Here is a 16108-nt window from a genome sequence, read left to right as displayed (position 1 = left end):
AAGGGAGTGACGTGCGGCAAGATAATAGGTAGAGAACACTATTTACAGGAGATTTCATGGATATCGAGGTACTGCGCCGCGCGCCGTTGTTCGCCTCTCTGGGAGACGACGTCTTCGCCGCTCTGACCGAAGAGCTCACTGAGGTCGACCTCTCACGCGGGGCCTCCGTTTTCCGGGAAGGCGACCAGGGCGACCAGCTGTATTTCATCGTCTCCGGCAAGATCAAGCTGGGGCGGTCCGCCCCGGACGGCCGTGAGAACCTGCTGGCCATCCTGGGTCCGGGTGAACTGTTCGGCGAGATGGCACTCTTTGATCCCTCCCCCCGCAACGCCACGGCCACCGCGGTCTCTGAAACCCGTCTTGCCGGCCTGCGGCACGAGAACCTCCGCGCTCTGATTGAAACCCGCCCCGAGGTTTCCGTGCAGCTGCTGCAGGCACTGGCCCGCCGCCTGCGCCGCACCAACGAGTCGCTGGCGGACCTCGTCTTCTCCGACGTTCCCGGCCGCGTTGCGAAGGCTCTGCTGGATCTGGCGGACCGCTTCGGCCGTCCCGCCACCGATGGCATCCTTGTGGCACACGAGCTCACCCAGGAAGAGCTGGCCCAGCTGGTCGGCGCTTCGCGTGAAACGGTCAACAAGGCCCTTGCCGAGTTTGTCCAGCGCGGCTGGCTCCGCCTGGAAGCCCGTGCCGTGGTGATCCTGGACGTGCAGCGGCTGCGGCAGCGTTCCCGCTAACTGTCAGTAATAACAGCACACGACGACGGCGCCGGCTCCCCTGGGGGATCCGGCGCCGTTGCTGTTTGTGTCACCGTCATTTCCGGGCGGCGGGCAACCTCAGCGTCCGTGCTGGGACGACCCTTCGGCCGCACCTCCCGGGCTGACCGCCAGGCGCGGCTCGCCGTCGATGTCCACCAGCTCGGGCCGGTACACCGTTGCCGGCCGGCGGCTGGAGAGGTAGGCAATGCAGCCGCGCGCCGAGGCAAGCTTCTCCAAGGTGATCTCCACCGGCGGCACCACCAGCTCCCCCAGAGTCAGTCCCTGGGTATCCGGGCGTCCGATTTCGTCGCCCAGCTCCGGGGTGTCCCGCGCCGCAATGACGTCTCCGGCAGGTTTCCAGGCCGCCCAGACGCCTTTGCCCTCAAGCAGCGTGGCATCCTGGCCCAGCGGCTGGACCGCAGCGAAATAACGGGTATCAAAACGCCGAAGGGCGAAATCCGGGCTGTGCCAGTTGGACAGCGGCCGCAGCAGGTCAGTCCGCAGGCCAAGGCCCCGCTTGCCCAGCAGCTCGAGGAAGGACGCGTCCTGGGCGGCAATGGCTGTGCGCGCCGCCATCCACTCGGGCGCGCGGTTGCTTTCCAGCAGCGTTGATTCATCCGGACCTGCGAGCAGGATGCCGGTCTCTTCGAAAAGCTCCCGAATGGCGGCCACAACGTGCCGGCGGGCCAGGCGGGCATCGCTGATCCCCATCGACTTGGCCCAGGCCGACGGTGCCGGGCCGTACCAGGTTCCCTGCGCGTCGTCGTTCTCCTCAACGCTTCCGCCCGGGAAAGCGACCTTGCCCAGCGGCGACTCACCGCGGCGGTAGGCAAGATAGGTTTCCGTCCCGCGCGGAGAGTCCCGCAACAGCACCACTGAGGACGCCAGCCGCGGTTTGCGGGGCGTCCGGTCAGGGCGTTCGAACCAGCTTTGCGCGGCTACCCGCTGGTCCGGGGCAACGGGAAAAAGCCGGACGGTGGAGCTAGGCAAATTCCACGATCATTTCTACTTCGACGGGCGCATCCAGCGGCAGGACGGCAACGCCGACGGCGGAGCGGGCATGGCTTCCGGCCTCTCCGAATACCTTCCCAAGCAGTTCCGAGGCACCGTTGATTACGGCAGGCTGTCCGGTGAAGGAGGGATCCGACGCAACAAAGCCCACCAGTTTCACCACCCGGCTGATGCGATCAAGATCACCTATTTGTGACTTCACCGCGGCCAGGGCGTTGATGGCGCAGATGGCGGCGTAAGAGGCGGCGTCCGCGGGATCCACGGACGCTCCGACTTTGCCCGTGGCCGGCAGCGCACCGTCCACGAACGGGAGCTGGCCCGAGGTGTGCACCAGGTTCCCCGTGATGACCGCAGGGACGTAGGCAGCCACCGGAGCCGCGACGGCGGGCAGGGTCAGGCCCAGCTCCCGCAGCCGGATCTCAACGGCCGAAACTGCCCCGGCAGTCGCGCTCACGACGTTTTTTCGCGTTTCATGTAGGCCACGGAGCCGGTCCCGTTGGGCGCCGGAGCAATCTGGACCAGTTCCCATCCCTCATCGCCGTGCATATTCAGCACCTGCCCGGGTGTGTGAAGTGGAAGTGGTGTAATGAAGTATTCCCATTTGGTCATAAGGGAAAGGGTAACGTGCTTGTAGACTGTCACGCATGGCAGCACGCAAATCACCGTTCTTCGACACGGCGACCACTCTCGGAAAGCTCGTCGCGTTCTTCGGCATCAGTGCTCTTTGCGGAGTTCTGGCAGCCGGTCTCCTGGTTCCGGCGGCCGCAGCAACCGGCACCGCCGCTTCCGGCTCCATCCAGTTCTTCGACCAGCTTCCCTCGGAACTGGAGCGGGGCGCACTGGCTACCCCGTCGAAGATCTACGCGAATGACGGTTCGCTGATCGCCACCCTGTATGAGGAAAACCGCCAGCCGGTGACCCTCGAAGAGGTTTCGCCCAACATGGTGGACGCGATGCTGGCCATCGAGGATGACCGCTTCTACGAGCACGGCGGCGTGGACCTGCAGGGCATCATGGGCGCCCTGGTCTCCAACGCCACCAGTGACAGCACCCGCGGTGCTTCCACCATCACCCAGCAGTACGTGAACAACGTCATCATCGACACCAACCTGCAGAACGACGAGGAAGTTGTTTTCAGCGGCGGTAAAACGGTCGGTGACAAGCTGCGCGAAATGAAGCTTGCCATTGCGGTGGAAAAGGAGCTCAGCAAGGAGGAAATCCTTGAGGGCTACTTCAACATTGTCCCGTTCAGCGGCACAACGTACGGCGTCCAGGCAGCAGCGCGCTACTTCTTCAACGTGGATGCCAAGGACCTGAATATCGCCCAGTCGGCACTGCTGGCCGGCGTGGTCAACGGACCCACCTTCTACAGCCCGGAGCTGAACCCGGAACGCGCCCTGGAACGCCGCAACCTGGTGCTGGCGGCCATGCTGGACAAGGGCCGCATCACGCAGGAGGACTACGACGTCGCGGTGGCCACCGACCTGGGCCTGCAGATCACCCCCGTGCCCAGCAACTGCGTCGGCGCCGAACAGGCACCGTACTTCTGCGACTACATCACACATCTGATCCTGAACGATGAAAACTTCGGCGCCACCGACGAAGACCGCACCAAGCTGCTCTACCGCGGCGGACTGAGCATCAAGACCACTCTGAACCCGACGTTCCAGAACGCCGCGCAGACGGCAATCAACGAGACGGCCAACCCGGACACTACCGACGCTGAGATCGGCCACTCCATGGTCAGCGTGGAGCCGGGCACCGGCAAGATCCTCGTGATGGCCCAGAACACCCGCTACACACCGGAAATTGCCGCAGGTAACTCTGTCCAGAACTTCAACGTGGACGTGAACCAGAACGGCGACCCGAACAAGTACCTCAACGGGCTGGGCGGCTTCCAGCCTGGCTCGACATATAAACCGTTCACTGTCGCCGCCTGGCTGGACGCGGGCAAAACGCTGAACACCACCCTGAACGGCTCCAAGCGGACCTACCCTGCCGGGCACACGTGGAACGCCAGCTGCCTGCCGGGCGGCCGGTATGTGGCGCTGGAGCCGTGGACGCCGATCAACTACGGCGACACCAACTACAAGACCACAACGGTTCTGGACGGCCTGGCCCAGTCCTACAACACGATTACCCTGGCTGAGATCAACCAGCTGGATCTGTGCTCCTTCCAGAAGCTGGCCTTCGCTGCCGGCATCCACAACGGCAAGAGCGCCGACGGCGAGCGGCAAATGCTCTCCATCGACCCGCCGTCGACCTTCGGCGGCGGCGGCGACGCTTCGCCGCTGTCCATGGCCACCGGTTTCGCCACCTTCGCTGCAGAGGGCCTGAAGTGCGAGCCCATCGCGCTTGAATCCGTGACCGGCGCCGACGGCACGGAGTACCCGGTGCCGCAGCAGTCCTGTGAACAGGTGATGAAGAAGGAAGTTGCCCAGGGCGTCAACATGGCGACCCAGCGCGTAATGACCAACGGCTCCGGCCTGAACCTGCAGGTCGGTGTGCCCACTGCAGGCAAGACCGGAACCAATGACTACCGCTCCCAGACCTGGTTCATGGGCTACAGCACCGGCATGGCGACCGCCTCCTGGATCGGCAACTGGAAGGCCAACAACACCACCATGTCGGACAAGCTGATCGGCGGCCGGGTTTACCCGGAAATTGACGGTTCACTCATTGCGGGGCCCTCATGGAAGAACTACGTCCAGCGCATCGCCGGCCAGTACGAGGCCAACGCGTTCACCGCACCGCCGCCCAGCATCATCGGTAATACCGCGCCGCCGCCCCGGGCTACTCCGCCGGAGAAGCCGGCCGCGGACAAGGATGATAAGCCCGGCAACAGCGGCAGCGAGGGCAACAACGGAGGCGGAGCTCCCGCCGGAGATGCCGGAAACAACGCGGGCGGCGCCCCCGGTGGGGATGCCGGAAACAACGGTGGCGGTGAAGGCGGCGCCAACAACGGCGGAGGGAACGGTTAGTGGCTGATTCAGCACTTGCCTCCGCTGCACGGAAGTCGGCCTGGCTGGCCGGCGGCGTAGCCGGGGCGGGCGCAGCCGCGCTCGCCTACGGGTCCCTGATCGAGCGCAATCTGTTCGGCCTGCGGGAAGAAACCGTCCGGGTGCTTCCTGCAGGAAGCAGTCCGTTACGGATCCTGCACCTCTCCGACATCCACTTCGTTCCCGGCCAGGAGCGCAAGGTCCGGTGGCTGCAGAGCCTGGCAGATCTTGAACCTGATCTGGTGGTAAACACCGGGGACAACCTCAGCCACCCGCATGCCGTCCCGCCGGTGCTGGAGGCGCTGAAGCCGCTGATGCGGTTCCAGGGTGTGTTTGTTCCCGGGTCCAATGATTACTACGCACCGGTGCTGAAGAACCCGTTCACGTATTTCACCGGCCCGTCCAAGCACAAGCACACCCCCCGGGAGCTGCCGTGGAACCTGCTGTTTACGGCCTTTCGTGATGCCGGCTGGCAGGACCTGACCAACACCACGGCCCTGATGGAGCTGGGCGGGCTGCGCCTGAACTTTTCCGGCATGGATGATCCGCACCTGTCGCGTGACGAATACCCCGGCTTTGACGACCTCCCGGCCGGAACGGATTCCTCCGCTCCCGAGGTTCGGATCGGAGTTGCCCACGCACCGTATCGGCGGGTACTCAACCAGTTCACCGACGGCGGCGCGGAGATTATCCTGGCAGGCCACACGCACGGCGGCCAGGTGTGCATTCCCGGGTACGGAGCGTTGGTCAGCAACTGTGACCTGCCCACGTGGCAGGCGCGCGGCCTAACGTCCTGGGCGCACGGCGGACGGCGCATCCCGCTGAACGTGTCGGCCGGCATCGGTACTTCCCGGTTCGCCCCGGTCCGGTTCGCCTGCCGGCCCGAGGCCGTCCTGCTGACCCTCGCAGCCCGGGATTCCTGACTCCGGCAGCACCCGCCCGGCGCCCGGTTTCGGGACGCCAGGCAGCGGGAAAACGACTGTGACGTAACCGCCGCTGGGGCCGGTTTCGCGGAATCGGGGTTTCTCTAGTATCCTTGTAAAGTTGCTTCGCGAGGTGGTCAAACACTCGGGAAACAATGGTTACGGGGTGTGGCGCAGCTTGGTAGCGCGCGTCGTTCGGGACGACGAGGTCGCAGGTTCAAATCCTGTCACCCCGACCAGCAAGGCTCCGGTCAGAGAAATCTGACCGGAGCCTTTTGCGTTAACCCTGCCGACAAAGAGATTCGCAGGACAAAAACAAAAGAAAGGGGTGCCGCGGCTTTACCGCCGCAGCGCCCCTTTCGTCGTTTCCCGCCTCAGCCGGTGTTAGACAAACGCCTGTCCGGTAAGCCGCTCATAGGCTTCCACGTAGCGCTCACGGGTGCGGTGCACGACGTCGTCGGGCAGCGCAGGCGGCGGCGCGTCGGAGGCCTTGTCCCAGCCCGAGGCCGGGGACGTGAGCCAGTCGCGCACGTACTGCTTGTCAAAGGACGGCTGAGCCCTGCCCGGTGAGTACAGGGCCGCATCCCAGAAGCGCGAGGAATCAGGGGTCAGCACCTCATCCCCCAGCGTGACATCCCCGGTTTCCGGATCCAGCCCGAACTCCACCTTGGTATCCGCCAGGATAATGCCGCGCTGCCGGGCAATGGCCTCGGCGCGGGTATAGATATCCAGGGTCAGCGTGCGCAGCTGTTCGGCGGTGTCTGCGCCTACGGTCTGTTCGACGGCTTCGTAGGTGATGTTCTCGTCGTGCTCGCCCTGTTCAGCCTTGGCCGAGGGGGTGAAGATGGCCGGCTCAATCCGGGAACCGTCCACCAGCCCGGCGGGCAGCGGCAGGGAGCAGACCGTCTGCGAGGACCGGTATTCCGCCAGACCGGATCCGGTGAGGTAACCGCGGGCAATGCACTCCACCGGATACATCTCCAGCTTTTTGCAGATCATGGCCCGCCCGGCCACCGCGGCCGGGATGCCCACCCGGGCGGAAATGACGTGGTTGGGGATTTCCCCCAGCTGATCAAACCACCAGAGGCTGAGCTGCGTGAGGATCCGGCCCTTGTCCGGGATGATGCTGGATAGTACGTGGTCATAGGCGCTGATCCGGTCGCTGGCGACAACCAGCACCCGGTTGCCGGCGCCGTCGTCCCCCGCCGGCACGTACAGGTCCCGGACCTTGCCCGAGTAAACGTGCCGCCACCCGGGCAGTTCCGGTGCCGTGCCGATGCCGCTCATGCCAGGTCCTTTTCACTCGGTTCGCCCGCCAGGCCGGTACCTGCGCTGCCCTGGGGCACCCGGACTTCTCCGCGTGCGGCCTGCAGGGCAATGTCGGTGCGGTGCTGTGAGCCTTCCAGGCTGATCAGGTCCACACCGGCATACGCACGGTCCCTGGCCTGGACCAGGTCCTCCCCCAGTCCGACGACGGCGAGTACCCGGCCGCCGGCGCTGCGGACCTTGTCCTTTTCCAACCGGGTGCCTGCGTGCAGCACATGCACACCGTCCAGGCGGCCGGCCTTCTTCAGCCCGCGGACCCTGTCACCGGTGCGGGGCGTGTCGGGATAGTTTTCCGCCGCCACCACTACGGCGACGGCAGGGCGCGGATCCCACTTCAGCTGTTCCATGGCATCCAGTTCGCCCTTCGCAGCGGCCATCAGCAGCCCGCCGAGCGGGGTTTTGAGCCGTGCCAGCACTGCCTGCGTCTCGGGGTCACCGAACCGCGCGTTGAACTCGATAACGCGCATGCCCCGGGTAGTCAGTGCCAGTCCGCAGTACAGCACCCCAACAAACGGGGTGCCCCGCGAGGCCATTTCGTCGATGGTCGGCTGCGCTACGCGGCGGACAACGTCTTCCACCAGACCTGCCGGCGCCCAGTCCAGCGGCGAGTAGGCGCCCATGCCGCCCGTGTTGGGGCCGGCGTCGCCGTCGTAAATCCGTTTGAAGTCCTGGGCAGGGGCCAGCGGCACCGCATGACGGCCGTCCGAAATCACAAAGAGGGACACCTCCGGGCCGTCCAGGAACTCTTCGATAACCACACTGCCGCCTGCATCGAAGCAGGCCCGGGCATGATCCAGCGCCTGGTCCCGGTCATCGGTGACCACCACGCCTTTGCCTGCGGCCAGCCCGTCATCCTTGACCACGTACGGGGCTCCGAAGGTATCCAGGGCGTCAGCCGCTTCCTCCGGTGTTTTTGCCACGCGTGCCATGGCGGTGGGCACGTTGGCTGCGGCCATGACCTGTTTGGCGAATGCCTTGGAGGCCTCCAGCCGGGCGGCAGCCCTGGACGGGCCGAACACGGCAATGCCGGCCTCCCGCAGGGCGTCCGCCACGCCTGCGGCGAGCGGGGCTTCCGGACCGATCACCACCAGGTCGGACCCGAGCGAGGTGGCAAGTTCGGTCACCGCTTCCGGCGAGCCTGCATCGACGGGGTGCACGGGAACCAGCTCTGCAATCCCTGCGTTACCGGGGGCCGCGTGGACCTCCCGGACATAGGGATCGGCCAGGAGTGCTCGGACAAGGGCGTGTTCGCGGCCACCTGGGCCAACAACGAGTACCTTCACAGTAGTTCAGGGTACTTGCTGGCCGGGAGGGCCTGAAAGCATCACCGCTTACATGACGCGGTGGCGCGGGACCGGCGCGGCTACCTGGGCCATGCCCGGTTCCGGAGAAGGTGTGCCGTATTCACAGGTGTTTTGGGCCGAACAGTACCCGCACGGCAGCACAGCATTGCAGGTAACCGGCCGGTAGCCCGATAGTGGAACTGCGGACGCCGGGCCAGGCAGCAGGGCGCCGCAGGCCAGCGGGGGGCGGCAGATCGACGGCGGTGCCGGGGCCGCCATCGCCGGTTCGTCCCCCGCGGTCCGCCGCCCTTTAGACTGAATGACATGCCCGCAACTTTTACCGCATCCGATGCCGTTGAACTGGCCGTGCTCGAACGCAACGGCTTCATAGAATCCCGCCACATCGGCTCTGCCGTTGTGATGGCCGCAGACGGCACCGTGGTCACGGAACTCGGCGACATCACCGCGCCCATCTTCCCGCGCTCCACCCTCAAGCCGTTCCAGGCGGTTGCCGCCATGCAGTCAGGGGTGCCGCTGCGCGGCCCGCAGGTGGCACTGGCCGCCGCGAGCCATGTCGGTTCGCGCGAGCACATGGACGTGGTGCGGGGCATGCTCTCCGCCGCGGGTGTCACCGAGGGGCACCTGCAGTGCCCGGAAGACTGGCCGCAGGACACCGAGGCGCGCAACGAACTGATCCGTGAGGGCAAGGGCCCGCAGCGGGTGGCCTTCAACTGTTCAGGCAAGCACGCCGCGTTCCTTTGGGCCTGCACCGAAAACAACTGGGATCATGCCACCTATCTGGACCCGGAGCACCCGCTGCAGCGCCGGATAGCCGAGGTGATCGAGGAATTCACCGGCGAAAGCATCCAGCACTGGGCCGTGGACGGCTGCGGCGCCCCGCTGGCGGCGGTGTCCCTCACCGGACTGGCACGCGGTATCGGCCGGCTCGCCAAGGCGCCCTCGGGAAAGCACGGCAACGCCCGCGCGGCAACCGTGGCCACCGCCATGCTTGACTACCCCTGGGCCGTCCACGGCCACGGCCGGGAGAACTCCGTTGTGATGGAAGATCTCGGGATCATTGCCAAGAACGGAGCCGAAGGAGTCCTGGTGCTGGGCACCGGGACGGGCGCGTCCGTGGCACTGAAGATCCTGGACGGCAACACCCGGGCCGCGTCGCTGGTGGGCCTGACCCTGCTGGCAGCCAGCGGTGCCGTGGACCCGCTGGCAGTAGAGAAGGTGCTGGACAAAATCGTCCAGCCTGTCCTGGGCGGCGGACAGCCGGTAGGGAGCCTGCGGCTGGGCGCGCCGGTCACGGCGCTGCTGGGTTAACCCGATGGCCCGGCGCCGGATTTCCGCAGCGGATGGACGCGCGGCCCTCCAGGCCGTGGCAGCGGGCGGGGCGGACCGCGCCACCACCGCAACGGCCGTACGGTACACACTCGAGGAGCTCGCCGAACGGGCCCCGGGCAACAGCGTGGAGGTCCGTGTCCCACCCTTCGGCGTCACCCAGTGCGTGGCCGGGCCGCGGCATACCCGTGGCACACCGCCGAACGTGATCGAGACCGACGGCGCCACCTGGCTTGAGCTGATCTCGGGGCGGCAGTCCTGGTCGGAGGCAGTGCAGGCGGGAAAGGTGGCCGCCTCAGGTCTGCGTGCCGATTTATCCGAGGTGCTTCCGCTGTTTCCCGGCCGGTAGAATCTACCTATGGTTTCCGAGCAGCACAGCCCCGAGCGCCGCGAGATTACAGTCCGCCGCGCCCCCCGCTTCGTCCCGTTCCTGGCACTGGGCGTGATCGCCGGGTTTATCGCTGCACTCTTCGTTGCCTACGGCGGCGCCGAGGATCCGAACTTCACGCGCGAGGCAACGCTCGGTTTCTTCACCATGATGTTCGCTATGCCGGGCCTGGTCCTCGGCGCACTGACTGCACTGACCCTGGACTGGGTGAGCGTCCGCAAGTCCCGCCGGGCAACCGTGGAAAGCGTGGATGCCGACGCCCCCGAAGCCTCCGCACCGCAGGAATCCGCGGCCTCGGAAAAGCCTCTGCCGTAACGGTTGCGCACACAGGCGGCCCGGCTCACAACGCGTGAGAGAATGCTTGCATGGCACGCGGAGACGGAAAGCTTTCCCATGATCTATTGCCCGGAGAGAAAGGCCCACAGGACGCCTGTGGAGTCTTTGGAGTCTGGGCCCCCGGCGAAGAGGTAGCGAAGCTTACCTACTACGGGTTGTACGCCCTGCAGCACCGGGGGCAGGAATCGGCGGGCATCGCCACCAGCGACGGCAGCCGCATCAGCGTCTATAAGGACATGGGCCTGGTATCCCAGGTTTTTGACGAGACAACACTGAACACCCTGCAGGGGCACATCGCGGTGGGCCACTGCAGGTACTCCACCACCGGGGCATCCCACTGGGCGAATGCGCAGCCGACCCTCGGCGCCACGGCCAGCGGCACGGTGGCACTGGCCCACAACGGCAACCTGACCAACTCAGCGGAACTGTATGAACTGATCCTCGAACGGGAGGGCCGCCCCCGCAGCGGCGAAATTGCCCAGGGCAACACGTCCGACACGGCCCTGGTCACCGCACTGCTCAACGGCAGCGACGGACGCTCCCTCGAAGACACAGCCATGGACCTGCTGCCCAAGCTGCGCGGCGCATTCTCTTTTGTCTTTATGGACGAGGGCACCCTCTACGCCGCGCGGGACACCTACGGTGTCCGCCCGCTGGTCCTCGGCCGGCTGGAACGCGGCTGGGTGGTGGCCTCCGAGGGGTCCGCACTGGCCACCGTGGGCGCCAGCTTCATCCGCGAAATCAAGCCCGGTGAATTCATCGCCATTGATGAAAACGGTGTCCGCAGCCGAACCTTCGGGGAGCCGACCCCGGCCGGCTGTGTCTTCGAGTACGTATACCTGGCCCGCCCCGACGCCACCATTGCGGGCCGTTCGGTCTACGAATCCCGGGTGGAGATGGGCCGTCAGCTGGCCCGTGAAAACTCGGTCGAAGCAGATATCGTGATTCCCGTCCCCGAGTCCGGCACCCCGGCTGCAGTGGGATACGCCGAGGAATCAGGCATTCCGTTCGCCCACGGGTTCGTGAAGAACTCCTATGTTGGCCGCACCTTCATCCAGCCCAGCCAGACCCTGCGCCAGCTGGGCATCAAGCTGAAACTAAACGCTTTGGAATCGGTGATCCGCGGCAAGCGGGTGGTCGTTGTTGATGACTCGATTGTCCGCGGCAACACCCAGCGGGCCATCGTAAGGATGCTGCACGAGGCCGGCGCCGTCGAGGTTCATGTGAAGATCTCCTCTCCCCCGGTGAAATGGCCCTGCTTCTACGGCATCGACTTCGCCTCCCGCGCCGAACTCATTGCCAACGGTGCTGCGGTCGAGGAAATCTGCGCGTCCATCGGCGCCGACAGCCTGGCCTACATCTCCGAAGACGGCATGATCGATGCCACCATGCAGCCCCGAGAGCGGCTGTGCACTGCCTGCTTCACCGGCGTGTATCCGATTGAGCTGCCCTCAGCGGACCGGCTCGGCAAGAATCTGCTGGAAACCCAGGGTACGGCCAATCCCGCCGAGAACAGCGGCTCCAACGGCTGCGATCCCGGTCCGGACAGCGAATTCGAGAACCTGCTTAACGATTCCGACAAGAAAGAGGCCGTATGAGCGCCCCTGACACCTCCATCACCTACGCCTCCGCAGGGGTGGACGTCGAAGCCGGAGACAAAGCCGTTGAACTGATGAAGGCCGCGGTGAAGGCCACGCACAATTCCTCGGTCCTGGGCGGCGTGGGAGGATTCGCGGGCCTGTATGACGTCTCCCGCCTCCTGACCTACAAGAAGCCCCTGCTCGCTACCTCCACTGACGGCGTGGGTACCAAGGTCGCCATTGCGCAGGCCCTGGACATCCATGACACCATCGGCTTCGACCTGGTGGGGATGGTTGTCGATGACATTGTTGTGGTGGGCGCCGAGCCGCTGTTCATGACCGACTACATTGCCTGTGGCAAGGTGGTGCCGGAACGGATTGCCGGCATTGTCAGCGGCATTGCGGCGGCCTGCAAGGTTGCCGGTACGGCACTGGTGGGCGGTGAAACCGCTGAGCACCCAGGCCTTCTCGGTGAGCACGAGTACGACGTCGCGGGCGCAGCCACCGGCGTTGTGGAAGCCGACAACCTCCTCGGCCCGGAGCGTGTACGCCGTGGCGACGTGGTGATTGGTATGGCAGCCTCCGGCATCCATTCCAACGGTTACTCCCTGGTCCGCCGCGTGATCCACCACGCGGGCTGGCAGCTGGAACGGCAGGTCCCCGACTTCGGCCGCACCCTCGGCGAAGAACTGCTCGAACCGACCCGCGTCTACGCAGCCGACTGCCTTGACCTGGCCCGCCATGAGCCGGCCGGCGTGCATGGCTTCAGCCACGTCACCGGCGGCGGACTCGCGGCCAATCTGGCACGTGTCCTGCCCAAGGGCCTGCAGGCCACAGTGGACCGTTCCACCTGGGAGCTGCCTCCCGTCTTCAAGCTGGTCGCCGAACTGGGGAACGTGCCCAGGCCGGATCTGGAACGCACCCTGAACCTGGGTGTCGGCATGGTAGCCATTGTCGACGCCGCGGGATCGGACGCGGCGCTGCGGCAACTCGCTTCCCGCGGTGTCCCGGCATGGGTGATGGGCACAATCGGTGACGCCGAGGAAACTCCGGCAGGCTCGGACCCTGATTTTGTGCAGGGCGCCAAGGGTGTTGACGGCGGCTCAGTGCGGCTGGTTGGCGACTACGCCTGAGAACGGCAAAGGCCCCCGGACCGGTGAAACCTGGTCCGGGGCCCTGGACCCGTAGCGGGTCCGGAGAACCGGTGTTAACGACATTCAGCGGATCCACCCGAAGGTGATCCGCTGAATGCGTGGCAATCGGCCAACGTTTGAGGCTGCCGCTAGCTTATGCGGCGGTCACCCTCATCATCGTCTTCGTCGCCAAATTGATCCGCGTACTTATCCTCATACGCCGAGTAGTCCGGCTCAGCCGGTTCCTCAGGGTATCGGCTCGATGGACGACTCGTGGGTCCTGAGAGCTCACGCTGGAGCGCCGAGTAGTCCGTGGCAGGGGTGAAGTACTTCATTTCCCGTGCCTGCTTGGTTGCTTTTGCCTTTTGACGGCCGCGCCCCATGGCGTGACCCCCTTTTTGCGTCGATCCGGAGGTGGGTCGTTCGGGCAGATGAACGAGGCCTCGGAATATTTGGTCAATTTGTCGTAAGTACAGGTTACATGTTTTCCCGCCGCCTTGTGCCCCCGGCACCCCGACAGGAGCTATTGCCTAACCACTTAGTACAGCTCCCCGACACCCCGTTTCCTGCGCCTGCCCCCGGATATTGGCTAAAGTCAGGGGTAGAGACAGTTTTGGGGCGCTTCGCGGCGCCACCTATAGGGAGGACAGGCGTTCACCATGAGCGATCAGAAAAATACACCGGGAGCGGACTCACCGCCACCGGAGGAGGCCGGTTCGTCATCGGCCTTCCCAGATCTGAGCGCCCGGTCGGACTCCCCCGCTTGGCTCTCCGCTGACGGAAGCCACGACACCGGCCTATGGGAGCGCAGCTTCGAGAACCCGGACAACGCACCGGAGGAGGAGTCCGCCGGCAACTGCACAGCCAATGACGGCAGTTCCCCCGCCGCGGCTCCGGCCGACAGTGCTCCTGGCACTGGCCCGGCAGGCGAGGAAGCAGACTCCGCGCGGGAACCGGGCATCACCCCGGCCGACGACGTAGTGCTTCCAGACGACGTTGTGCTTCCACCGGAACCGGTGGTTGTGGCGCCCGAGGAACTGACGCTTGAAGAACCCGCCCTGGCCGATCCGGCCCTGAGCAGTGATGCAGTTGAGGCCGCCTCGCTGGAGGAAGTTGTCTCTGAAGCGGCCGCTGTGGAAGCGAATGCGGCGGAAGCGGGCAGGCTTTCCGGACTTGAGCCCGCCCCTGCCGGCGCGGAGATCCAGGTCGGCAAGGACGCCGTCGCGGACGCAGCAGAACCTCCGGCCGTTGACGAAGCAGCCACTGATAGCGACGGCGCTGGTGACGGCGATAGCGACGACGGCGACCGCGACAGCGAGGGCGGCGACCGCGACAGCGAGGGCGGCGACGACGACAGCGTGGGCGGCGACGGCGACGGCGACGACGACGACGACGGTGACAGCGACGACGACGGTGACGGCGACGGCGACGACGCAACCGTGGATGCCGGCGATCCCGCGACCGCCGGGACAGCTATTCCTGCACCGGCACCTGCCGACAACACTGCCGGTTCGGACACTGAGCAGGGTTCACAACAGGACGCCGAGCAGGCGGAACAGGCGGAGCAGGACACACCGGCGGCCAACGCCGCCCCGAACATGGAGGGCGCCGGCGCCACGCCGGCACATGCTGAGGACGAAGCATCTCCTGAGGACACGGCAGAAGCCGTTGAGGCTGATGCCGCAGCAGAAACCAATGTCGCTCAGAAAGCAGAAACTCCTGTCGACGCGGATGCCGAAACGACGGAGCCGGAAGCTGCGGCGGACGGCGCAGCAGCAGCAGAGGAAGCTCCGGCAGACGGCCATGCAGAAGCCGCGGCAGATACCGAGGCAGCGGAGGCCGGGTCAGCCGACGGGGTAATCGAGGACGAGGTAACCGCGGACGGGATTGCCCCTGATGCCGAGGCAGGAACCGGGGCCGTTGCGGAGGCAGATCGCCCCGCCGGGACAGACTCCGAGGCAACTGAGGAAGATCCTCAGGCTGAGACCTCCGCTGAGACAGACCCCGCTGTCGATGGTGAAGCTGCCGCTGACGGCGAAGGAACAGACGACGCAACTGCCGGCGCGGTTGCCGAACCGGAAGTTGCCGAACCGGAAGCCGGCGAACCCGATACTGAAAGAGAAGCCGGTGAACCCGGCACGGAGAAGGAAGCCGGCGAAACCGCCACCGACGTCCCCGATGGCAGCCGCGAGGATCACCCCCTGCACGGAATCGCGGCCGCAGCACCCGTAACCGGCGCCCTGCCCGAATCTTCCGCGACGTCCGCCGCGGATGCAGCGGGCGCCGAGGGCACCAGTGCCGGCTCCGCAGATGCCGCGCTTCCGGCAACGGGTGCCGTACCGGCCGCTGACACGCGCCGCTCCCGCCGCCTTGCCGAAAGCCAGGCTGCGGGCGCCTCAGCCGCCCGGCAGAATCCTGCCGGAACAGCTGCGGGTACGCCGGGCTCAGGAACTGCAGCCGCCGGGCCTTCCGCAGCGGGCGCAGCAGCCAAACAGGGCGGCTCGACCGGTCGCAACACCCGCCTCGCCGTGATCATCGGCGGGATCGTGCTGGCCGCCGTCGTCGCTATCCTGCTATTTGTCTTCGTGTTCAATGACAAGGGTGAAGGCGTGATTGAGGAGAACGTCAACCCGGTGGACCTCGAAACCGGCGCCTGTCTTCAGGACTGGGAAGATGTGAACTCCCGGGCCGACGTCGTGAGCTGTGAGACCCCGCACGACGCCCAGCTGGTAGCCACGGACAGTTTCCCCGACGGGGATGCCTTCCCCGGCACAGCCGCCCTCGAAGAGCGCGTCAATGAAGTCTGCGACGCCGTGGACTTCGCGGATGCCGCAGCTGAATACCCGGACCTGAAGCTGACCAAGTCCATCCCTACAGAGCAGACCTGGTCCAACGGTGACCGGCGGCTGGACTGCTTCGTCTTTGCACCCGAAGGCCAGGAGATCACCGGGTCCCTGCTGCGCTAACCTGTCGGAGCAGCGTCAGAGAACCACAGCAAAAAGGGCTGCACAGCGGGAGTACCCGCCG

The 16108-nt window shown here is 65.9% G+C and carries 15 protein-coding genes and 1 tRNA gene; 10 read left to right on the top strand and 6 right to left on the bottom strand.

The window, feature by feature from the left end; genetic code table 11:
• Positions 1-56 precede the first annotated feature (56 nt).
• Positions 57-734 carry a Crp/Fnr family transcriptional regulator gene (locus QWJ37_RS03425; protein ID WP_146360700.1) on the top strand — a complete coding sequence of 226 codons (678 nt, stop codon included), beginning with the start codon at positions 57-59 and terminating at the stop codon, positions 732-734.
• Between the two features lie 99 nt (positions 735-833).
• Here QWJ37_RS03425 and QWJ37_RS03420 read toward each other — a convergent pair whose 3' ends face one another.
• From QWJ37_RS03420 to QWJ37_RS03410, 3 genes are read right to left on the bottom strand one after another with little or no spacing between them, the layout of a single operon-like run.
• Positions 834-1745, bottom strand: coding sequence for an NUDIX hydrolase (locus tag QWJ37_RS03420; RefSeq protein ID WP_227902539.1), 912 nt, complete (start codon positions 1743-1745; stop codon positions 834-836).
• A complete protein-coding gene (locus QWJ37_RS03415; RefSeq protein WP_227902541.1) occupies positions 1738-2220 on the bottom strand; it encodes a RidA family protein in 483 nt (160 codons plus the stop codon). The genes QWJ37_RS03420 and QWJ37_RS03415 overlap by 8 nt, the downstream gene beginning before the upstream one ends.
• Positions 2217-2375 carry a DUF4177 domain-containing protein gene (locus QWJ37_RS03410; protein WP_227902544.1) on the bottom strand — a complete coding sequence of 53 codons (159 nt, stop codon included), beginning with the start codon at positions 2373-2375 and terminating at the stop codon, positions 2217-2219. The genes QWJ37_RS03415 and QWJ37_RS03410 overlap by 4 nt, the downstream gene beginning before the upstream one ends.
• Positions 2376-2410: 35 nt before the next feature.
• Here QWJ37_RS03410 and QWJ37_RS03405 point away from each other — a divergent pair, with 35 nt between their 5' ends.
• The 3 genes from QWJ37_RS03405 to QWJ37_RS03395 all read left to right on the top strand — a co-directional run bounded on the left by QWJ37_RS03405 (position 2411) and on the right by QWJ37_RS03395 (position 5927).
• Entirely contained in the window at positions 2411-4747 is a 2337-nt protein-coding gene (locus QWJ37_RS03405) for a transglycosylase domain-containing protein (protein ID WP_290244092.1), read from the top strand.
• The gene (locus QWJ37_RS03400; RefSeq protein ID WP_290244090.1) at positions 4747-5688 is read left to right on the top strand and encodes a metallophosphoesterase; all 942 of its coding nucleotides are present in this window, start codon (positions 4747-4749) and stop codon (positions 5686-5688) included. The genes QWJ37_RS03405 and QWJ37_RS03400 overlap by 1 nt, the downstream gene beginning before the upstream one ends.
• A 162-nt stretch (positions 5689-5850) precedes the next feature.
• Positions 5851-5927: transfer RNA gene (locus QWJ37_RS03395), tRNA-Pro, on the top strand.
• 145 nt (positions 5928-6072) lie between these two features.
• On the opposite strand, the gene QWJ37_RS03390 is transcribed toward QWJ37_RS03395, so the two are convergent.
• Both QWJ37_RS03390 and purD read right to left on the bottom strand, forming a co-directional pair.
• Complete coding sequence (locus tag QWJ37_RS03390; RefSeq protein WP_290244088.1) at positions 6073-6975, bottom strand: phosphoribosylaminoimidazolesuccinocarboxamide synthase; 903 nt, start codon at positions 6973-6975, stop codon at positions 6073-6075.
• Positions 6972-8297 carry a phosphoribosylamine--glycine ligase gene (gene purD / locus QWJ37_RS03385; protein ID WP_227902553.1) on the bottom strand — a complete coding sequence of 442 codons (1326 nt, stop codon included), beginning with the start codon at positions 8295-8297 and terminating at the stop codon, positions 6972-6974. Before purD ends, QWJ37_RS03390 begins: the two co-directional genes overlap by 4 nt.
• Before the next feature lie 324 nt (positions 8298-8621).
• On the opposite strand from purD, the gene QWJ37_RS03380 reads away from it, so the two are divergent.
• From QWJ37_RS03380 to purM, 5 genes are read left to right on the top strand one after another with little or no spacing between them, the layout of a single operon-like run.
• Positions 8622-9626 (top strand): asparaginase, encoded by a 1005-nt coding sequence (locus QWJ37_RS03380; protein ID WP_227902554.1) that lies wholly within the window; start codon positions 8622-8624, stop codon positions 9624-9626.
• 4 nt (positions 9627-9630) lie between these two features.
• Positions 9631-9993 (top strand): sterol carrier family protein, encoded by a 363-nt coding sequence (locus QWJ37_RS03375; RefSeq protein WP_227902557.1) that lies wholly within the window; start codon positions 9631-9633, stop codon positions 9991-9993.
• Positions 9994-10002: 9 nt separating this feature from the next.
• Positions 10003-10347 (top strand): hypothetical protein, encoded by a 345-nt coding sequence (locus QWJ37_RS03370; RefSeq protein WP_227902559.1) that lies wholly within the window; start codon positions 10003-10005, stop codon positions 10345-10347.
• A gap of 50 nt (positions 10348-10397) precedes the next feature.
• Entirely contained in the window at positions 10398-11966 is a 1569-nt protein-coding gene (gene purF / locus QWJ37_RS03365) for an amidophosphoribosyltransferase (protein WP_290244084.1), read from the top strand.
• Positions 11963-13081: a phosphoribosylformylglycinamidine cyclo-ligase gene (gene purM, locus QWJ37_RS03360; RefSeq protein WP_227928555.1), complete on the top strand. Its 1119-nt coding sequence runs from the start codon at positions 11963-11965 to the stop codon at positions 13079-13081. Before purF ends, purM begins: the two co-directional genes overlap by 4 nt.
• A 149-nt stretch (positions 13082-13230) precedes the next feature.
• Here purM and QWJ37_RS03355 read toward each other — a convergent pair whose 3' ends face one another.
• Positions 13231-13464: a DUF3073 domain-containing protein gene (locus QWJ37_RS03355; protein ID WP_227902565.1), complete on the bottom strand. Its 234-nt coding sequence runs from the start codon at positions 13462-13464 to the stop codon at positions 13231-13233.
• 276 nt (positions 13465-13740) lie between these two features.
• Between QWJ37_RS03355 and QWJ37_RS03350 the strand changes: the two genes are divergently transcribed.
• A complete protein-coding gene (locus QWJ37_RS03350; RefSeq protein WP_290244080.1) occupies positions 13741-16047 on the top strand; it encodes a septum formation family protein in 2307 nt (768 codons plus the stop codon).
• The last annotated feature ends 61 nt before the right edge of the window (positions 16048-16108 follow it).

The sequence above is a fragment of the Arthrobacter sp. YD2 genome, assembly GCF_030410475.1.
In the GTDB taxonomy this organism is placed as follows: domain Bacteria; phylum Actinomycetota; class Actinomycetes; order Actinomycetales; family Micrococcaceae; genus Arthrobacter_B; species Arthrobacter_B zhangbolii.
The sequence above is the reverse complement of the archived record's forward strand: the minus strand, read 5'-3'. Positions and strand labels throughout refer to the sequence as shown.